Source organism: Lysinibacillus sp. BSL11 (assembly GCF_052928325.1).
Genome location: NZ_JAVGCX010000007.1, coordinates 48,938 through 65,875 on the forward strand (window position 1 = coordinate 48,938; position 16,938 = coordinate 65,875).

Below are 16,938 nucleotides of genomic sequence, written 5' to 3' on the forward strand. Positions count from 1 at the left end.
CAGTTTACCATATTTTTTATGTATTTTTATAGATTTTATCCCCATTTTTTGTTTGTGGAATGGAAGTAGAATTTAGTTTGTATTTTCTTCCTAATTTTTTTACTCTGTTATATTACTAAAATTTAGAAGAAAAGTGGATAAATGAATAGTCTTGATAGAGCAATGAAAAGGAAACAGAAAGCAGAAAGAGTTTTAACTGACTTACAATTGATTCAGAAATGGCGCACTGTAGGCGATTGCTTTGTAGTAGGGGCAGCTGCTTATAATTTGATGGTTTCCCCCGATATTGACCTTGAAACATTTTGTGATGTACCTAATCCTCACATCATAATGAGCGAATTAGCCATGCTTACACTGAATAAGAACGTCATTGAACTTAAATATAGAGATTATACGAGTTCCTATTTTAATGGATATTATTTTAAACTGCTTTACCGAGCGGAGGAACTTGAGTGAAATATGGATATGTGGTTATTTTCCAATAGCCAAAAAGGGGCAATGTCAAAGACTTAGTATCATTTATGAAAGAAAATTTAACAGCGGCAACTAGAAAAACTATTCTTGCTATAAAGGAAGCATTACTTCATCTTCCCACACAATACGCCTCCATTTTTATTTATCAAGCAGTCTTAGAATTTGGCATTCGACATGTAGATGAATTTCTAAGATGGACGAAATATCATAACACAACCGTACCGTTTTATTGGCAACGAACTTTAGCAAATAAATTAGGCTTAAAAAAATTCCCGATTATCAACTATATGATAATCGGGATCATTAGCTATGATTATAGTAATTCTTTACGTAATTCAGCAGCTGATTTTGGCGAAAGCAGGCTGAATGGGATATCAAATACTGTTTTCGCACCTTTATCACCCGCTTGACTTAAACGGTGTGCTGCACGTGCATAAGCCACTAATACGCTAGATGTAAAGTTTGGATTACTGTCCAGTTTTAATGAGAATTCGAGAATTTGTTTATCGTTTGCACCACTGTCACCACTGCGAATGACAAAACCACCATGTGGCATACCAGTATGATTTGCTTTAAATTCATCTTCAGAAATGAAGTTCACTGTTGTGTCATATTCATCGAAATAGTTAGGCATTGTGACAATTTCTTGTTCAACCTTTGTTGCATCTGCACCCTCTTCTAATACAACCCAACATTCACGTGCATGTTTTTCACGTGTTGTTAGTTCAGGGTTTTCACCGTTACGAACTCGTTCTACCGCTTCTTTAATCGGTAATGTGTATTGAACAGCATTTTTTACGCCTTCAATACGACGAACAGCATCTGAATGTCCTTGACTTAGGCCATCGCCCCAGAATGTATATGTTGTACCAACTGGTAATACTGATTCTCCAAGTAGACGATTTAAAGAGAATAGACCTGGATCCCAACCAACTGAGATAACAGATACTTTACCAGATTTTTGTGCCGCTGCATCTACAGCATCGAAAAATTCAGGAATTTTCGCATGTGTATCGAAGCTATCAATTGTATTAAACCATTGTGCAAAATGTGGACCTTGCTCTGGTAAATCTGTTGCAGAACCACCACATAAAATCATAACATCAATGTCGTTTTGGAATTTTTCAGCGTCATCTACTAAATATACGCTCGCATTGCTTGCTACGTTTACTGTTGAAGGATCACGTCGTGTGAACACTGCTACTAATTCCATATCTGGATTTTGTGAAATGGCATACTCCACACCACGTCCTAAATTTCCATATCCTACAATACCTACTCGAATTGCACTCATTAAAAATTCCTCCTAACGATTTCGCGACTTTGTGAAAACTTTCACGTTAAATCTAATTACAATAATACTTCGTGTTAGAAAAATTCACAATAGTTTGAGTATGAGTTTTTTAAAAAGAATTTATATCAGTTTTCTATGGTTTATATCCCACAACGGTATGAATACGGTTACAAATTACTAAATCTTCCATGTACCTTAAAGTTATTGTAAAAGCCTTGTAAATAACGGCTATTTTCCCATCTAGTCTTGTACAATAAATGTAACGACAAAAGGGGGCATGTTGAATGAAAAGTACTGGTTACTCATCAAGCACAGCATTGGCACAAGGAGAACTACTTGCATTCCATATGACACAAAACTCAATGAACAAGCATAGTGAATCGATACAAAGTGGCAGTAAGCAACAAGGAGATTATCTAACAAATAATCATTTATGTATCGGTGTTTTACCTTTTGACGTTTTAGAAAACATCCCTGACCTCTCCATCCAAAAAAACAAGGTAAATGAAGTGGAATTTTACCATAGTGGAAAGGATATCGCTCGCTGGTTCATTAAAAAAAGTGAATACAACAAAAATGGGTTTGACTTCATTTAAAGAAGTCAAACCCATTTTTAATTTATAACTTATAAAACTGGATTAATTCCTCTAGTTGATCGGCTGTTCGGGTTAACTGATCTGCACTGCTCGTAACAACTTGAAGCGAGCTACTGGATTGCTCTGCGGATGCAGCGGTTTGCTCCACACTAGCTGCAGCCTCCTCTGTGACAGCAGCTATTTCCTCAATCATTTTACTTACACTTTCACTATCCCTCATGACGATTTCAATTATTTCAGATGTATCTTGGATAGTAATCGTCACCATTTTAACGGCTTCATTAATATTTTCAAAGGTATGCCCAGTCATTTTCATTTGCTCTGATCCCCTCGCGACTTCTACATACCCCTTTTGCAGAAATTCTGTCACTGTGTTGGTTTCCTGTTGAATTTTCTCCACAATGCCTGTAATTTCAACTACAGAATAGGAAACTTGAGTTGCCAATTTCTTTACTTCCTCTGCTACGACAGCAAAGCCTTTTCCCGCATCACCTGCACGAGCTGCTTCAATTGCAGCATTCAATGCTAATAAATTCGTTTGGTCAGAAATCTCTCGAATCACAGTGACAAGCTGATTAATTTCTTGAGACTGCTTTTCTAAATTGTTGACATTCGTTACTGTCCCCTCAAATACCTCATGGATGATGGACATTTGTAACAAGGATTGATCCATTAACTCTTTTCCCTGACCAGTCATATCTAAGATATCATGTGACCTCTGAAATATATGCTGACCATTTTCATTCATTTCGCAAATATTCTTGGAAAACACCTCCATTTTAGAAACCATTTCACTTGCTAAATTTGCTTGTGCTTCGGTGCCTGAGGCAAGTTCTATCATCGTTTCAGTTATCTGCTCTGATCCATTAAATACATCCTTTACAGATTGTGCAATAAAGCCAATTTGTTGATGTAATTCCTTCGCAGATACTTTTACCTGCTGCAATAACTGATTATTATTTTCACTAACAAAATTAGATGCCTTCATCAGTTCTGCCACTTCATCTTGAAATTTAACTTTTAATGGTGGATCAGTTAAATCACCTTCAGCAATTTTTTGTAAACGTTTCATAACCAATTTGATAGGTTTCACTATACCATTTGTTACAAATAGGGCAATAATAATTCCTGTTAGAACTATCAGAATAGTGAAAATTGAGTTGAATTGAATATTTTTATTACCTATTTCAATCACTTGGATACCTTGTTGTAATACCTCCTGTTTACGCTCGTCAGCCATAGCTGTAAAACCACTCATTAATTCTCTTGCGTAGTCTTGAGCCTCCCCATTTAAAATCGCTTCAGCTTGTTCGATTTTTCCTTGCTCAAAAAGCGGAAAAACATTTTCAACAATCATTTCATTCCATTTTCTTCCTAACAATAGAAGCTCCTCGGTCTTTGGAGATTCCGTTTGTTGTAGCAACTCTTCTTCTAGAATACTGGCTTGCTCAGCATATTTCTGAAACTCATTCTTATAAGAACTATCACCTGTCAAAATATAGCCTCTAGCTAATGCAATTTTTTCTGCTGTGTTAAAGGCCATTGATTGATCCAGCATAAGCAATGGTAGCTGCTCTTGCATGATATGATCGGTATCTCTATGAATTTTTTTCATCGATTCAATGGTAAAAATAGAAAGAATAATCATTAGCAGTAAGACAAGCAAAAAACCAAATAAATTTTTCTGACGCACTGATTTAAGTTTAATTATGCCCATTTTTATTCCTCCAGAAATGTTTAAAACCTAAGACCCTTTTAACGTTCATATTGCTGTTTTTCACTCACTAAAAGATCTTTTAATTGCTGTAACTTATCCACTACTTTATGAGAAACCAAGGTAATTTCACGAAGATAAGCTTCCGTTTGATCTTTGTAGCCATGGTTGAATGCCTGTACAGCTTTTTTTGCCAGCTCATGGATGAGCATATGGGGTTCTTCGAGCTCTTTGAAAATAACTTTATCTCCAAGCAATGTTTTTCCTAACCCGTAATACCATTTACCGAGACGACAATTTTGATAGGAGGCTATTTCTTCTTCGGACATTTTTTCAAATCCTAATAGTAAATTATAAATTTTCCAACTCCAGAGCAAATGATCTGTAATCGCTAATTCGATAATATCTTCCTGACTAATGATGTAATTATTTGAAATCGTTTTGGTACGGTAATCATCAATCATATTGCTTAGTTGGTAAATGGAGGAGCCCATATGAAATACAATTTCCTTACTTTTCTCCATGCTTTCAGTGATATTTTGATTGCACTCAGCAATATAATTAGCCGATGCAGCTTGACTTTTAGCTGTTTCTGCAATCTCCCCAAAACGAATACCTTGCTGCTGAATGGTATCGTTTAAATTTGTAAGTGTTTCTGTAATCATCGCTGTATCGACTACGCCTTTATGCAAGTCTTTGGCGAACTGCTGTGTAACGTCTTGTATGTCTGCTGTTATGAGCAGTAATTCATTGATGTCCGTATGAATAGAAAGTACGGACGATTTTGTATCATCAGCCAATTTACGTATTTCTTCCGCAACTACTGTAAAGCCCTTTCCTGCCTCTCCTGCTCTTGCTGCCTCAATTGTTGCATTGAGTGCCAGAAGATTCGTCTGATCAGCAATCGATTTAATTAACTCCATTAACTTCGCCACATTGTTTACATGGTTTACTAAAAGACCGATATTTACTTGCATTGATTTTTGGTTTTCATCCGTTACCTGCAAAATAGACGTAACATGTTTTAAAGAGGCGAGATCTTCATTTAATTCAAACAATGCTGTTTTAGTCTGAGCGGAAATATCACTTACAGAAACAGCAATTTCTTCAATGCTGTTTTCTAAAACCTGCATCGATTGATTGGCGGCAATAATTTCTTTTTGCTGCACCTCCTGAAACTCAATTAGTTCTTTGATTGAAACGAGTTGTGTATTATATTTAATAATTTCCCCTAATCCTGTCACAACAGAATTAGCCTGGTTTTCTATATAGGTTTCAAAGATAATTTGCTGATCTATATTCAATAGGCTTTCGAATGCAAGCAAAACATCCAGCATATTTTTAGGATTTCGAGCTAATTCTTTTACGATAAGCGGGATCATCAATTGATTGATTAACATATAGATAGCAATAATTTGATTAGGTAATATCCCCACACTTAAAAGTATGGATGATAATTTTCTTCTTTTAAAAACATATTGAAGATTTAATTCGTCCTCAAACAAGCTCTCAAAATAGTCATCGATTAATTGCTTTTCTCCTCCTAACTCCGGGTACTTCTGAGCTATTTTTGCAAAGTCCTGTACGTCATATAAACGTTCAGTTAGGTTGTCTAAAATTTCCTTTCGATTATTTTCATAGATAGTACGTAAATAACGAACTAGCTCTCTCCTATTTTTCGAAAAGGCTAAAAAATCTAACTTTTCTTTAAATCGCTCATTGGATTCTATATCTGAATAGTTTATTGCAGAAAAATAATTATAATCTCCAGCTACTTTCCTAGAAAAAAACATTTTTCACTCGCTGCATAGCTCTAGCAAATGGGCTAAAGGCGTTGCAACTCCCTCCTTTTTATTATTCTTATTTTTTCTCATGTGTTTTCTTAGCTGTCATAACTAAAAATAGTATAAACACAGGTACTAAGAAAAACAATCTATAAAATGTAAGATTTTAGTTCAAATTAAATTCTAAAGAACCATTATAAAAGTCCTATTAATTTTTACTATTCTACTTTTTGAAAAATACAGGAGTTTTATCACAGTTCAATTCTGTACAGTGAAAGAATACTTAGTTTGTCTAGAATAATTATTTTTAATTAGGCAATTACGCTCTGCTCTTCAAAGAAAAAAAGGAGGATCTCAAATAATTTTTGAGACCCTCCTTTATGGATTGGTTGTTTTTATAGTATTTCCTGTGCAAGCTGCGCGAGACGTTTTTTATCAATAATTTGGTAGCCAGTCTTCCGCTTTTCTAATATCTTCTCTTCACAAAACTGTGCCAAAACATATAATAAATGGCGATAAGAAACTCCTAAATACTCACAGATTTCCGTATGTTTTTCCCTGTAGACACCTTGGTCGGCAGATAATTGGATAAAGGCTGCTAAGCGATTTTCCAATGGATATGCCTGATTTTGTGTATATTTAGATGTCATTTTTGTCGCTTTTTCACCTAAAAATACACAAAGTCTACGTAAAAATAAGGCATCCGCAAGTAACTTCTCCTTACATGACTGTGTAATCGAATAGCAAATTGTTTTGGTGACGGTTTGTATCCCCTTTGTATACCTAGCCTCATTTAACAATTCAATTTCCCCCATAAATAGAGGGGCTTCTAGGTATTCAATAAGTGAAACCTTCCCATTTTTATGTGTCATATAGAGCTTCGCCTTTCCTTCTATCATGTAATACACGGTGTCTGGAAATGAGCCTTCCTGGAAGATCCACTCACCCTTGTCAAACTGGCGGACTTCTAAATAGGGATTGATATCAAATGAGAAAAAATCATCGATTGGATATTTTTCAAGATAATGGGTACGGGCTTCAGCTGTTAAAATATGCATTTTTTACTCTCTCCTATAAAAAATATGAGATATCTCACATTATTGTAGCGATGAACATGCTATTATTCAACATAGTTAATGGAGGTACGGAAATTATATGAACAATCAACGATGGCTTTCTCAGAATTTCTTTACATTTTTTATCACTTGGGGCATTTTCTTACCCTACTGGACAGGTTGGCTGGTGGATGCGAAACATCTAACCGTCTCGCAGGCAAGTGTAGTGATGGGCTGTGGGCTCCTAGCTCGTGCCACATCCAATCTTTTCTTCTTCCCAACACTTGCAAAATATGTACACAATAAACGACTCATTACTATTTTAGCAATAGGCTCGTTGCTAACTGCCTTGCTCTATATTCCAAGCACAGGCTTTACAGCATTATTAATCGTGACCATTTTATTTAGTGTTTTTTACCCAGCGCTATTACCTGCTGTGGAAAGCAGTGCAGCTACGCTTGTCCAGTATGGCAATATTCATTATGGTAAAAGCCGTTCCTATGGTTCATTTGGCTTTGTCATCGCTGTGTTAATTATTAGTATGCTGACAGGCGTTTTTGGAAAGAACATCATCTTTTGGAGCATGATTATAGGGTTGATGGGCATGTTACTTATGCAGCAATTTGCAACACCAAAGGAATTACTGGTAGTCCCAACAAAAGAACAGCGTGCAAAATCATTGTCGATGAAAACACTATGGACTATCAAAGGCTACCCCATTGTTTTATTCATCGTCATCTTGCTACAGGGTGCACATGCCTCCTATTATAGCTATGGTTATATTTATTTAGAAGATTTACAGGTTGATCCATTCTATATGGGTATGATTATTAATATCGCTGTTATTTGTGAAATTCTTTACTTTATGAAGGCTGATACGTTATTGACGAAATGGCGCTCATCGTCCTTATTACTCTTAGCAGCGAGCGGCTCTTCCCTACGTTGGTTACTAATCTTTATGTTCCCAAATGTCTGGGTATTTATCGCTTCACAAACCTTGCACGCATTATCCTTTGCATTAGCCCATTTTGCCTTTATTCGCTACTTAACAAAAGCGCTACCTAAGGAACAAATACCCAATGCACAGGGTTTATACTCTGCATTAGCTATGGGCTTAAGTACCGCCATCCTTACATTTTTAGGTGGCTATTTATACGAAATATCGCCAGGTCTGTCCTTCGCAGCCATGCTCATTTGTACAATACCAGCCATCGCTATTTTGCTCCTGACACGCAAAAAATATCAATATTAAACTAAAAGCAGGTGAGAACTTCCTCACCTGCTTTGATTATTTCGGATAATAGGAAAAACCAGGATATTTTACTACAGGCCATTTTTCTTTTCTGAGAACCTCAAGCAACTCAGGACCAACCTGCAAATTACTTTGCACCAATTCTTTAGGAGTTAACGCCATCCATTGATTTAAGGATACATCCTGGAATCGATCACTTTTAAACATTTCTAAAAACCATAATGGCTCTGTTCCAGTATTTTCAATATAATGCCCCGTGGCAAATGGGACATAGCCAACATCTCCCGCCCGATAATCAAATGTTCGAGCCGTTCCATTTCCTGTGAAAACTGTCATACGGCCTTTTCCTTGCAGATAATATTGCCATTCATCGTTGTTTGGATGCCAATGCAACTCACGCATCGCCCCTGGCTCAATTTCCACCAGTGCAGCCGCGATATTTTTAGAGATTGGGAAATTAGTCGAATCGACAATGCGCACACTGCCTCCAGGTGTTTTTAATGGAGGCTGTGCCAACAGACGATGTTTAAAGGTTTGCGGAACCTCCCCATATGGAGATGGCACTTTCTGAGAATCGATTGGCCCCGGAACCCGATCCTGATAAATATATACTTGTTCACTCGGGATGTGATCGAAAGCATCGATAGGAACCCCAAAATTCGCTGATAACACTTCTTTTGGCGTATGAGCAAACCAATCCGAAATTGACAGTGTATTCAGATCAGAGAAATGCCCATCATCAAATACTAATAAAAATTCACAGCCGTCCTCAAGTCCTTGAATGGAATGAGGAATGCCAGGCGGAAAATACCATAAATCACCAGGTCCCACATCCGCTATAAAGTTACAACCATTTTGATCGACAGCCGTAATGCGAGCATGACCAAGCAGCATATAAGACCACTCCGCCTGTTGATGCCAGTGCAGCTCACGTACGCCCCCTGGTGCCAAACTCATATTCACACCCGCCAAAGTCGTAGCAATCGGTAATTCACGAACCGTAATTTCCCGTGACCACCCACCTTGATTTAAGGTCATATGCGTGTCTGAAAACGAGAATCGTAAATTTGGAATCAAACCCGCATCAGTCGTTGGTGGCACCAGCATATCAGGATTTTCTAAGTCCCTCATAATATCCCGTGGCCCCTTATCCACCCCTCCAGCCCCATCACCTCGAATAGGCTGAGGCACCTGAAAATAACCCGGTGGCAAATTTTCCAATCGTTCACCTCTTTATGTTCGTAATCAAAATAAAATACTTCTATTCTTCTAAAATGTATGGATACACGGCTTGGATTATTCACTTTCTTTTCTATCAGTGGGTTGGGTGGCTAAGCCTGGATATTTAATTGAGAGAGGAGCTTGCTATATGATCACTTTTCACTGGTTTTGGAGCGGGTTCTTCAGTTGTTTGATCACTTCTCATCTACTTTAGAGCGGGTTCCTTACTTGTTTGATCACTTCTCAACCACTTTAGAGCGGGTTTCTCACTTCTTTGATCACTTCTCAACCTATGTAGAGCAACCTTCTCTCGTTTCCCTAACTTCAGGACAAACCCTTACTTACTCTTTCGTCCAATAGCCTCCACCGCACATTCATGTAGGATTTGTAAGCCTTCCTGTAATTCTTCATAGGTTGCATAGGCGTAGGATAGACGAATATGATGATGATCTTGTGGATCGTAGATATAGCCTGGATTGATTAATACTTGTTGCTGCAACAGTTTCATAAAGAAGTCTTTATCTACAAGCGGCTCATGAAACTTGAGCCAAATATAAAAGCCTCCTCTTGGTTTGCTCCAATTCGCCACATCTGTAAATGTCTCCTTTAAAAGCTGTTCCGTAAAATCGGCTCGCTCCTGTAATTGTTGACGTAATCCTGCGAGATGCTTTTCATATTTTCCTGATTGCAGCCAATGTAGGACAATTTCTTGAGAAATGGCACTTGAGCCATAGTCTGTTTGCATTTTTATATCAGCTAACCGCTCAATGACAGTGGTTGGACCGATGAGCCAACCAATGCGTAGCCCTGGGCTTAAGGTTTTAGAGACGCTGCCAATATAAAGAACTTGTCCGCTATTATCCATGGCCTTAAGCGGCTGTGATGCCTCTTCAAAAAGCAATTCATGATAAACATCATCTTCTACAATCGGAATGCGTGATGTCTGACAGGCTTCATATAGCTGTTCTTTTTCTCGTGTTGTCCATACATGACCTGTTGGATTATGTAAAGTAGGTATGGCATAAAACACGGCTTGTTTCTTTCGTTTCCTTTGCGCCAATGTTTGAGCAAGCTGTTCATCACGATCAATGCTAATCATTTGCATGCCAACCGACTGAAAAGGGTGAACAGAATTTAAATAGGAGGTTGGCTCCTGAAACACAATAGACCCTTGCTCTAATAAGCCAACAGCAATCAATTGTAGTGCCTGAAGAGCCCCTGAGACAATACAGACGTTTTGAGGCTCAGCGGGAATGCCTCTTTTTTGAACATATTTACAAATAGCTTTACGGAGCTGATCATTGCCTTGTGGCGAAGAGTAGCCTAATGCTTTGGGTTGAAAGGATAGCTCTCGCAGTGAAGCTTCTATTTCCTCGGTAGGCAACAAACTGGGTGCTAGCTCTCCCGTTCCTAAACGTATTACATCCTCACGCTGTTCGTATTCGTTAATTAATTGGATGGTGTGGTAGTTTGGCTTGTGGATGCTTGTTTCGATATAAGTTTGCCAATTCGGCTGTGTTTGTTGGATTAATGCATGCCAGGAATTGTACGTAACATAAACACCAGAGCCTACTTTTGCTTCAAGAATGCCCATTGCTTTTAATTCCTCTAAAGCCTGCTGAACTGTGCTACGATTCACATTGAACTGCATGGCCAGCTGTCTTTGGGTAGGTAGTTTTGTCCCTGCTGCCCAGTCTCCTCGTTCCACATTGGCCGTTACCCACTGTACAATCTGCTGCTGTAATGTATTATCACTTCGTCTATTCGGCTGCCAGCTCATGTTCCCTCTCCTTCCATGCTATAGAATTGGGTGGATAAAAAACCAACCAATTGGTCGTTTTCTTTTAGTTATACCATATCTAAAATAAGTAAAGAAAGGAGGAATGATCGTTGGAAGCTTTTCTTCATGGGATCATTTTAGCATTTGGACTCATTTTGCCATTAGGCGTACAAAATGTTTTTGTTTTTTCACAAGGTGCTACACAACCAAATTTATTACGCGCTTTGCCAGCGAGTGTGACAGCTGCGATCTGTGATACACTGCTTATTCTACTTGCGGTATTCGGTCTGTCATTAATTGTTCTACAGTTTGAGTGGCTGCGTATCACGTTAATGGGTATTGGTATCGTTTTTTTACTTTACATGGGCTATAGCATTTGGCGTTCAAATCCAGCCAACACTGAAAATAGCGAAGCATTGCCTATTAAAAAACAAATTCTCTTTGCCCTCTCTGTGTCACTTCTAAATCCACATGCTATTTTAGATACAATCGGTGTTATTGGTACAAGCGCATTAAAATATAGTGGAGCCGAGCAAATGATGTTCACTATTGCTTGTGTGTTCATTTCCTGGCTATGGTTTTTCGGTCTCACTTTGACTGGCGCCTCGTTCAAAAAACTAGACGGCTCTGGAAAATTGATGCGAGTATTTAATAAATGCTCCGCTGTCTTTATTTGGGCAACAGCATGTTATCTCGCAAGTGGCTTATTTTAACGTACATAGAAAAAGCTCAGGAGGTAACCCTGAGCTTTTCTTTTATAGAGAAACAAATAAAGTAAGCTTTTCATTAAACAATGCCGTCTCAATGGATTTTGCATGAGGCCATTCCTCACCATAATGAATAGCTTTAACTAATACATTTTCTTGTAATAACGCTTCGTGCTGCTGAATATTAAAAATTACCTCTGCACTACCAATAAAGGCAATCGATACATATTGCGCCACTGGTAGCTGCCATTTTTTCCGTGCATCTTGTATTGTACGAATTAATTCTCGTATTTGTCCTTCTTGTAGTAAGCTCTCTGTGAGTTGAACATTCATCAAGACACGGCAAGTGCTATCCTCTGCTAAAATATAATGGTCCTTGACGATTGATTCAGCTATTACATGTTCTCTTAATAATGTTAGCTGTTGACCGTCCATCATGAGATCCACTGTTCCATGGTGTTGTAGCCTTTGTTTCTCTTCATCTGTTAATGCCAACACATACTCTTTTACTTGATTAACCTTTGGACCAAATGCCGCGCCAGCTGATTTAAAGTTTAACTTATAATGCACGCTTTCATAGGCAGAAAAATCATGTGTCCATCTACAAGCTTTGATGTTTAACTCATCCTGAATGAGTTCGCTATAGGCTTGGTAATCCGACAGTTCACCTTTTAGGGCAACAATGAGTTCACTTAAAGGCTGCTTGACCTTTATTCCCTGACTATTGCGAATGCTACGTCCAAGTTCCACAACTGTTAAGACTGTTGCCATTTCTTGTTCAAGCCTCACATCCACTAGTTGATCGTCGAATAGTGGGTATTTCTCAAGATGAACACTTTTTCCACATAGTTGACGGTAGATATCCTCTGCTATAAATGGTGTAAACGGTGCTATTAATTGACAAATGGATGTCAGTGCCTCATAAAGTGTGCTAAATGCACCTCGTTTATCTGCTGTCATTCCATTTGCCCAAAATCTAGCACGCGAACGACGAATATACCAGTTGCTTAATTCCTCCACCAATTGACCAATTTCCCGTGTAGCCTGTGTAAATTGATAATCATCCATGGAGGTTGTGACAAGCTGGATAGTGTGATGTAAGCGGGACAATATCCAATGATCTAGCTGTGAACGTGTACCTGTATTTGTAGCATCATACGTAAAACCATCGATCTGGGCATACATATCATAAAATCTAAACGTATTGTCGAGTGTATCTACCAGCTTAGATTTCGCATCTAAGACAACTTTCTTTGAAAAACGCTTTGGATTCCATGGGGAGCTATCAACTAAAAATGCCCAACGTAGAGCATCTGCTCCATACTCCTCGATTAACTCAACAGGCTCTAATGCATTGCCTTTACTTTTGGACATCTTCTGTCCATGCTCATCGAGTACATGCCCTAACGATAGCACATTTTTATAAGGTGGTTTTCCTGTAAACAAGGTCGATACTGCTAATAAGCTATAGAAAAATCCTCGCGTTTGGTCGATTCCCTCAATGACCACATCTGCTGGAAACTGATGATGAAAGTTCGCTACATCTTCAAATGGATAATGCTGTTGGGCAAATGGCATCGAGCCACTGTCAAACCAAACATCGATAACTTCAGGCGTACGTTTCATGTCGCCTTGGCAAACAGGACAGGTACAGACAATGTCATCTATAAATGGCTTATGGAGCTCTAATTGTTCATTGACAGCTCCTTTGGCTAATTGTTGTAGTGCTGCAACACTGTTAGGTGCCTCCTCATGATTGCAATCCTGACAGATCCACACATTGAGTGGTGTCCCCCAATAACGATTACGACTAATATTCCAATCCACTAAGTTTTCTAGGAAGTTGCCAAATCGTCCATCCTTAATATGGCTAGGGTACCATGTCACCTGCTGATTATTTTGTAAAAGCTGCTCTTTTAATGCCGACATTTTGATAAACCAGCTATCTGTTGCATAGTACAATAATGGTGAATCACAGCGCCAGCAATGTGGATAGCTATGCTCATATTTTTCTTTAGCAAATAAAAGCTCTTTTGCTGCAAGCATTTTAATGATGTCGACATCACAGTCCTTCACAAAACGTCCAACAAGCTCAGGTACCGCTTCTGTATAACAACCTTTAAGATCAACTACATTGACAAAGGACAAGCCATGTTCCTGCACCGTTTTATAATCGTCCTCTCCATAAGCAGGTGCTATGTGTACAATTCCTGTTCCACTATGCTCTGTCACATAATCTGCCATGACAACGATATGTCCTTTATGGACGGTTACATAGGAAAATGGCGATCGATAGGAAACACCTGCAAACTCCTGTCCGTCATGCTCACTTAATATTTCTACAGGCTCTGAAAAAACCTTTGATACCAACGATTTGGCTAGTATATAGATGCTGTTTGCATGCCTTACACGGACATATCGAAGAGCAGGATTCATAGCCAAGGCTACATTGGCTGGTAATGTCCAAGGCGTCGTTGTCCAGCCTAAGATATATTCGTCTCGATCCTCTAGCTTAAACATTGCAGTGACGGATAAATCCTTGACATCCTTATAGCCCTGTGCCACCTCATGAGAGCTTAAGGAAGTTTGGCAGCTAGGGCAATAAGGTGAAACGCGATGTCCTTTGTATAACAGTTTTTCCTTGTGAACGTGGCTTAAAATATGCCACACAGTTTCAATATAGTCATTACTTAATGTTAGGTAAGGTTCTTCCATGTCAAGCCAGTAGCCAAGCTGCTCTGTAAAGGTACGCCATTTTTGCTCATAGGTAAAAACGCTCTTCTTACATGCTTGAATAAATTGCTCCACCCCGTAGTTCTCAATCTCCTGCTTTCCTGAGATCCCTAATGCCTTTTCTACCCCTAATTCCACAGGCAACCCATGTGTATCCCAACCTGCTTTTCGTTCAACTAAATAGCCCTGCATTGTTTTGTAACGTGCCACCACATCTTTTATGGTTCTACCAAAGGCATGGCCGACATGTGGTAAACCATTTGCTGTTGGGGGTCCCTCATAAAATACAAAGGGCTGCTGTCCAGCGCGATTACTTACGGATTTGGCAAAGGTCCCTTCTTGCGCCCATAATGTACGAATCCTTGTTTCTCGTTCAACCGTTGTTTCTTTCTTTTGTTCTTTCTGCATATTAGTTCCTCCTATACAAGCGAATTTGTATAAAAGGCATACAAAAAACCCCGTCCCAAGGAAAAGGGACGGGGTTAACCGCGAATACCACCCTAATTCTATTGACACGATGGCCAATAGCACTCAGCAACGTACAATCATACGTGTTCTTTTTAACGGTAGACACCCGGATTAGCTTACTCCATTCAGCTAATCTTCTCAGAGAGGATTTTCATGTAACACCTGCACACCGACTTCCACCAAATGTCGGCTCTCTGTAGAACAAAGTGAAACACTACTCTTTCTCATCAACGAATTTGTATGCTTTTATTGTCCTTCATCTTAGCAAATTACCAATTGTCTGTCAACAATGGACAATCTTAAAAAATTTCGTTGAGACAAGTGGCAATACTTTGATGGAGATCAGCATATTGTGGCTGTTGAATGGTTTGAATCAAAAAGCTCTTCAGCAATGTTTTACTATTGAATAGCACTATTCTGTATTGTTCTTCACTCAGATGTTCCTTCATTGAGGCTAAGGTTAATGGCATTTGCTGAACTATATGGATGACTTCATTTTGTTCCAGCCCCTGCTCCAACATCGCGAATATAGGCACTAATAGTCGGTCATCCTCATCATGGATAAAAATGTAATCCGGTTGTAAATAGATGGACCATAATGCATGTAACATATCCGGATAGGCTGTTTTCAATGATTTTGGATTTTTCACTAGTTCATCGATAGCATCTGAAACATGCGCCACGCTATGTGCCCATCCCTTGCCAGGCACATAGCCTCTTACATCCTTTTCAGATGATACATAGCTTAGTAACTTTGTTTGACAGTCCTCTATGCTAGCCTTGGGCAAAAAATTATCCTGTAGATCTCTTGCTAAAATAAGCGCTACTAATAATGATGTAAAGGAGCGAGTAAAGACCCAATCTGATTCCTTTTCTCCAATCCCCTTAACTATTAAATGGTTTAAGCTATAATCCCATAACTCCGTTAAGCAACGATGGTCTAGCAAGTTTTTTTCTAAAATCCATTCATAAAAGCTGCCATAAATATAAGTATCTCGTAGCTCACTATCAATAGAACCGATATGTGCTAACATGGAATGCACAAGCTGCTCTTGATTTTCTAGCTCCATTGTTGCTTGCCCCTTTTTCAATGCCTTTAATCGATCCTTTAATTCTTCTTCCTTCAGTACATCTTGTATCAACTCTTTGACTCCCCTTTGCTTATTTATTTTGATACTCACTCTCTCGGTATATCCCATCTAACTTCCAGCTCTCATTAAAACGGACATATGTAAATTCCTTTTGCCAATTATCTTGGTGTACAATCACCTTACTACGCCAAGGAAAGGTAAATGCATTCGCCTGCCCCTTTCGCACATCAGCTATATCATCCGCTACTTCAAGAAGCGTCGTAGGCTTCATTGTATTGTGCATCAAATAAAGCTGTCGATCTGAACTATCCTCAAGCTCCTGCATTACTTGCTGATGGAACGCAATCACCTGCTGATTTGCCTGATAAAGTGAATAAACGAGTGAGCTCCCAAATAGCAGCATCAATGTTGCCACAATCACAACATGCTTTTTCTTTAAGCCTATATAAAATGCCCACTTCTTTTCCTTGTTGTATAAATAGATATAGATTGCTAGACTAATTGGCCATAAAAATAGTAGCTGCCAAAAGAGGACAACCCAAAAAATTTCTCCATCCGAGACAAAATATCGAATGCAAAAGTAATTCAACAGCCATAAGGGCATTGACCAACGCCAAAAGGATTCTTCCCGTGACATACTTTTTAAATAAATCAGTAGAAGAGGTAAGCTTAGGAAAAACGCTGTCGCATTATCTAATATAGCAAATACCAAATCAACACCTCTATTTTAGAAAAATATTACAACTATTGTATATGAATCCAAATCTAA

13 protein-coding genes and 1 other annotated feature are annotated in these 16,938 nt (G+C 38.7%); of the genes, 4 read left to right on the top strand and 9 right to left on the bottom strand.

Translation table 11 applies throughout. The features are described from left to right. Positions 1–141: 141 nt before the first annotated feature. Positions 142–456, top strand: a complete 315-nt coding sequence (locus RCJ95_RS09650; protein ID WP_312129658.1) for a hypothetical protein — start codon at positions 142–144, stop codon at positions 454–456. Positions 457–787: 331 nt separating this feature from the next. Here RCJ95_RS09650 and RCJ95_RS09655 read toward each other — a convergent pair whose 3' ends face one another. Next, positions 788–1,768, bottom strand: coding sequence for a diaminopimelate dehydrogenase (locus tag RCJ95_RS09655; protein ID WP_009371727.1), 981 nt, complete (start codon positions 1,766–1,768; stop codon positions 788–790). Positions 1,769–2,052: 284 nt separating this feature from the next. Between RCJ95_RS09655 and RCJ95_RS09660 the strand changes: the two genes are divergently transcribed. Next, positions 2,053–2,364: a hypothetical protein gene (locus tag RCJ95_RS09660; protein WP_257522250.1), complete on the top strand. Its 312-nt coding sequence runs from the start codon at positions 2,053–2,055 to the stop codon at positions 2,362–2,364. 22 nt (positions 2,365–2,386) lie between these two features. Here the strand turns inward: RCJ95_RS09660 and RCJ95_RS09665 are convergent, their stop codons facing one another. From RCJ95_RS09665 to yeiL, 3 genes are all read right to left on the bottom strand, one after another. Then, a complete protein-coding gene (locus tag RCJ95_RS09665; protein ID WP_446722160.1) occupies positions 2,387–4,081 on the bottom strand; it encodes a methyl-accepting chemotaxis protein in 1,695 nt (564 codons plus the stop codon). A 38-nt stretch (positions 4,082–4,119) separates the two neighbouring features. Next, positions 4,120–5,871 (bottom strand): methyl-accepting chemotaxis protein, encoded by a 1,752-nt coding sequence (locus tag RCJ95_RS09670; protein WP_446722161.1) that lies wholly within the window; start codon positions 5,869–5,871, stop codon positions 4,120–4,122. Between the two features lie 386 nt (positions 5,872–6,257). Beyond that, the gene (yeiL, locus tag RCJ95_RS09675) at positions 6,258–6,920 is read right to left on the bottom strand and encodes a transcriptional regulator YeiL (RefSeq protein WP_221682886.1); all 663 of its coding nucleotides are present in this window, start codon (positions 6,918–6,920) and stop codon (positions 6,258–6,260) included. A 97-nt stretch (positions 6,921–7,017) separates the two neighbouring features. Between yeiL and RCJ95_RS09680 the strand changes: the two genes are divergently transcribed. After that, entirely contained in the window at positions 7,018–8,169 is a 1,152-nt protein-coding gene (locus tag RCJ95_RS09680) for an MFS transporter (RefSeq protein ID WP_312129664.1), read from the top strand. 36 nt (positions 8,170–8,205) lie between these two features. Here the strand turns inward: RCJ95_RS09680 and RCJ95_RS09685 are convergent, their stop codons facing one another. Both RCJ95_RS09685 and RCJ95_RS09690 read right to left on the bottom strand, forming a co-directional pair. After that, positions 8,206–9,390: an oxalate decarboxylase family bicupin gene (locus RCJ95_RS09685; RefSeq protein ID WP_369354106.1), complete on the bottom strand. Its 1,185-nt coding sequence runs from the start codon at positions 9,388–9,390 to the stop codon at positions 8,206–8,208. A gap of 337 nt (positions 9,391–9,727) precedes the next feature. Further along, positions 9,728–11,170: an aminotransferase-like domain-containing protein gene (locus RCJ95_RS09690; RefSeq protein ID WP_446722162.1), complete on the bottom strand. Its 1,443-nt coding sequence runs from the start codon at positions 11,168–11,170 to the stop codon at positions 9,728–9,730. Positions 11,171–11,280: 110 nt separating this feature from the next. Between RCJ95_RS09690 and RCJ95_RS09695 the strand changes: the two genes are divergently transcribed. Further along, positions 11,281–11,883, top strand: a complete 603-nt coding sequence (locus RCJ95_RS09695; RefSeq protein ID WP_221682890.1) for a LysE/ArgO family amino acid transporter — start codon at positions 11,281–11,283, stop codon at positions 11,881–11,883. A gap of 42 nt (positions 11,884–11,925) precedes the next feature. Here RCJ95_RS09695 and ileS read toward each other — a convergent pair whose 3' ends face one another. The 3 genes from ileS to RCJ95_RS09710 form a co-directional block, all read right to left on the bottom strand. Further along, a complete protein-coding gene (gene ileS, locus RCJ95_RS09700) occupies positions 11,926–15,018 on the bottom strand; it encodes an isoleucine--tRNA ligase (RefSeq protein ID WP_313150805.1) in 3,093 nt (1,030 codons plus the stop codon). A gap of 61 nt (positions 15,019–15,079) precedes the next feature. Further along, positions 15,080–15,318, bottom strand: a binding site (T-box leader). 59 nt (positions 15,319–15,377) lie between these two features. Beyond that, positions 15,378–16,220, bottom strand: a complete 843-nt coding sequence (locus RCJ95_RS09705) for a DUF2785 domain-containing protein (RefSeq protein ID WP_446722163.1) — start codon at positions 16,218–16,220, stop codon at positions 15,378–15,380. Positions 16,221–16,239: 19 nt separating this feature from the next. Beyond that, positions 16,240–16,881 carry a hypothetical protein gene (locus tag RCJ95_RS09710; RefSeq protein ID WP_446722164.1) on the bottom strand — a complete coding sequence of 214 codons (642 nt, stop codon included), beginning with the start codon at positions 16,879–16,881 and terminating at the stop codon, positions 16,240–16,242. Between the last annotated feature and the right edge of the window lie 57 nt (positions 16,882–16,938).

Bases quoted from the DNA above. Each gene is read 5' to 3' on its own strand.
- RCJ95_RS09670 (WP_446722161.1), bottom strand. From the start codon at position 5,871: ATGTTTTTTTCTAGGAAAGTAGCTGGAGATTATAATTATTTTTCTGCA.
- RCJ95_RS09660 (WP_257522250.1), top strand. From the start codon at position 2,053: ATGAAAAGTACTGGTTACTCATCAAGCACAGCATTGGCACAAGGAGAA.
- RCJ95_RS09655 (WP_009371727.1), bottom strand. From the start codon at position 1,768: ATGAGTGCAATTCGAGTAGGTATTGTAGGATATGGAAATTTAGGACGT.
- ileS (WP_313150805.1), bottom strand. From the start codon at position 15,018: ATGCAGAAAGAACAAAAGAAAGAAACAACGGTTGAACGAGAAACAAGG.
- RCJ95_RS09650 (WP_312129658.1), top strand. From the start codon at position 142: ATGAATAGTCTTGATAGAGCAATGAAAAGGAAACAGAAAGCAGAAAGA.
- RCJ95_RS09665 (WP_446722160.1), bottom strand. From the start codon at position 4,081: ATGGGCATAATTAAACTTAAATCAGTGCGTCAGAAAAATTTATTTGGT.
- RCJ95_RS09690 (WP_446722162.1), bottom strand. From the start codon at position 11,170: ATGAGCTGGCAGCCGAATAGACGAAGTGATAATACATTACAGCAGCAG.
- RCJ95_RS09680 (WP_312129664.1), top strand. From the start codon at position 7,018: ATGAACAATCAACGATGGCTTTCTCAGAATTTCTTTACATTTTTTATC.
- yeiL (WP_221682886.1), bottom strand. From the start codon at position 6,920: ATGCATATTTTAACAGCTGAAGCCCGTACCCATTATCTTGAAAAATAT.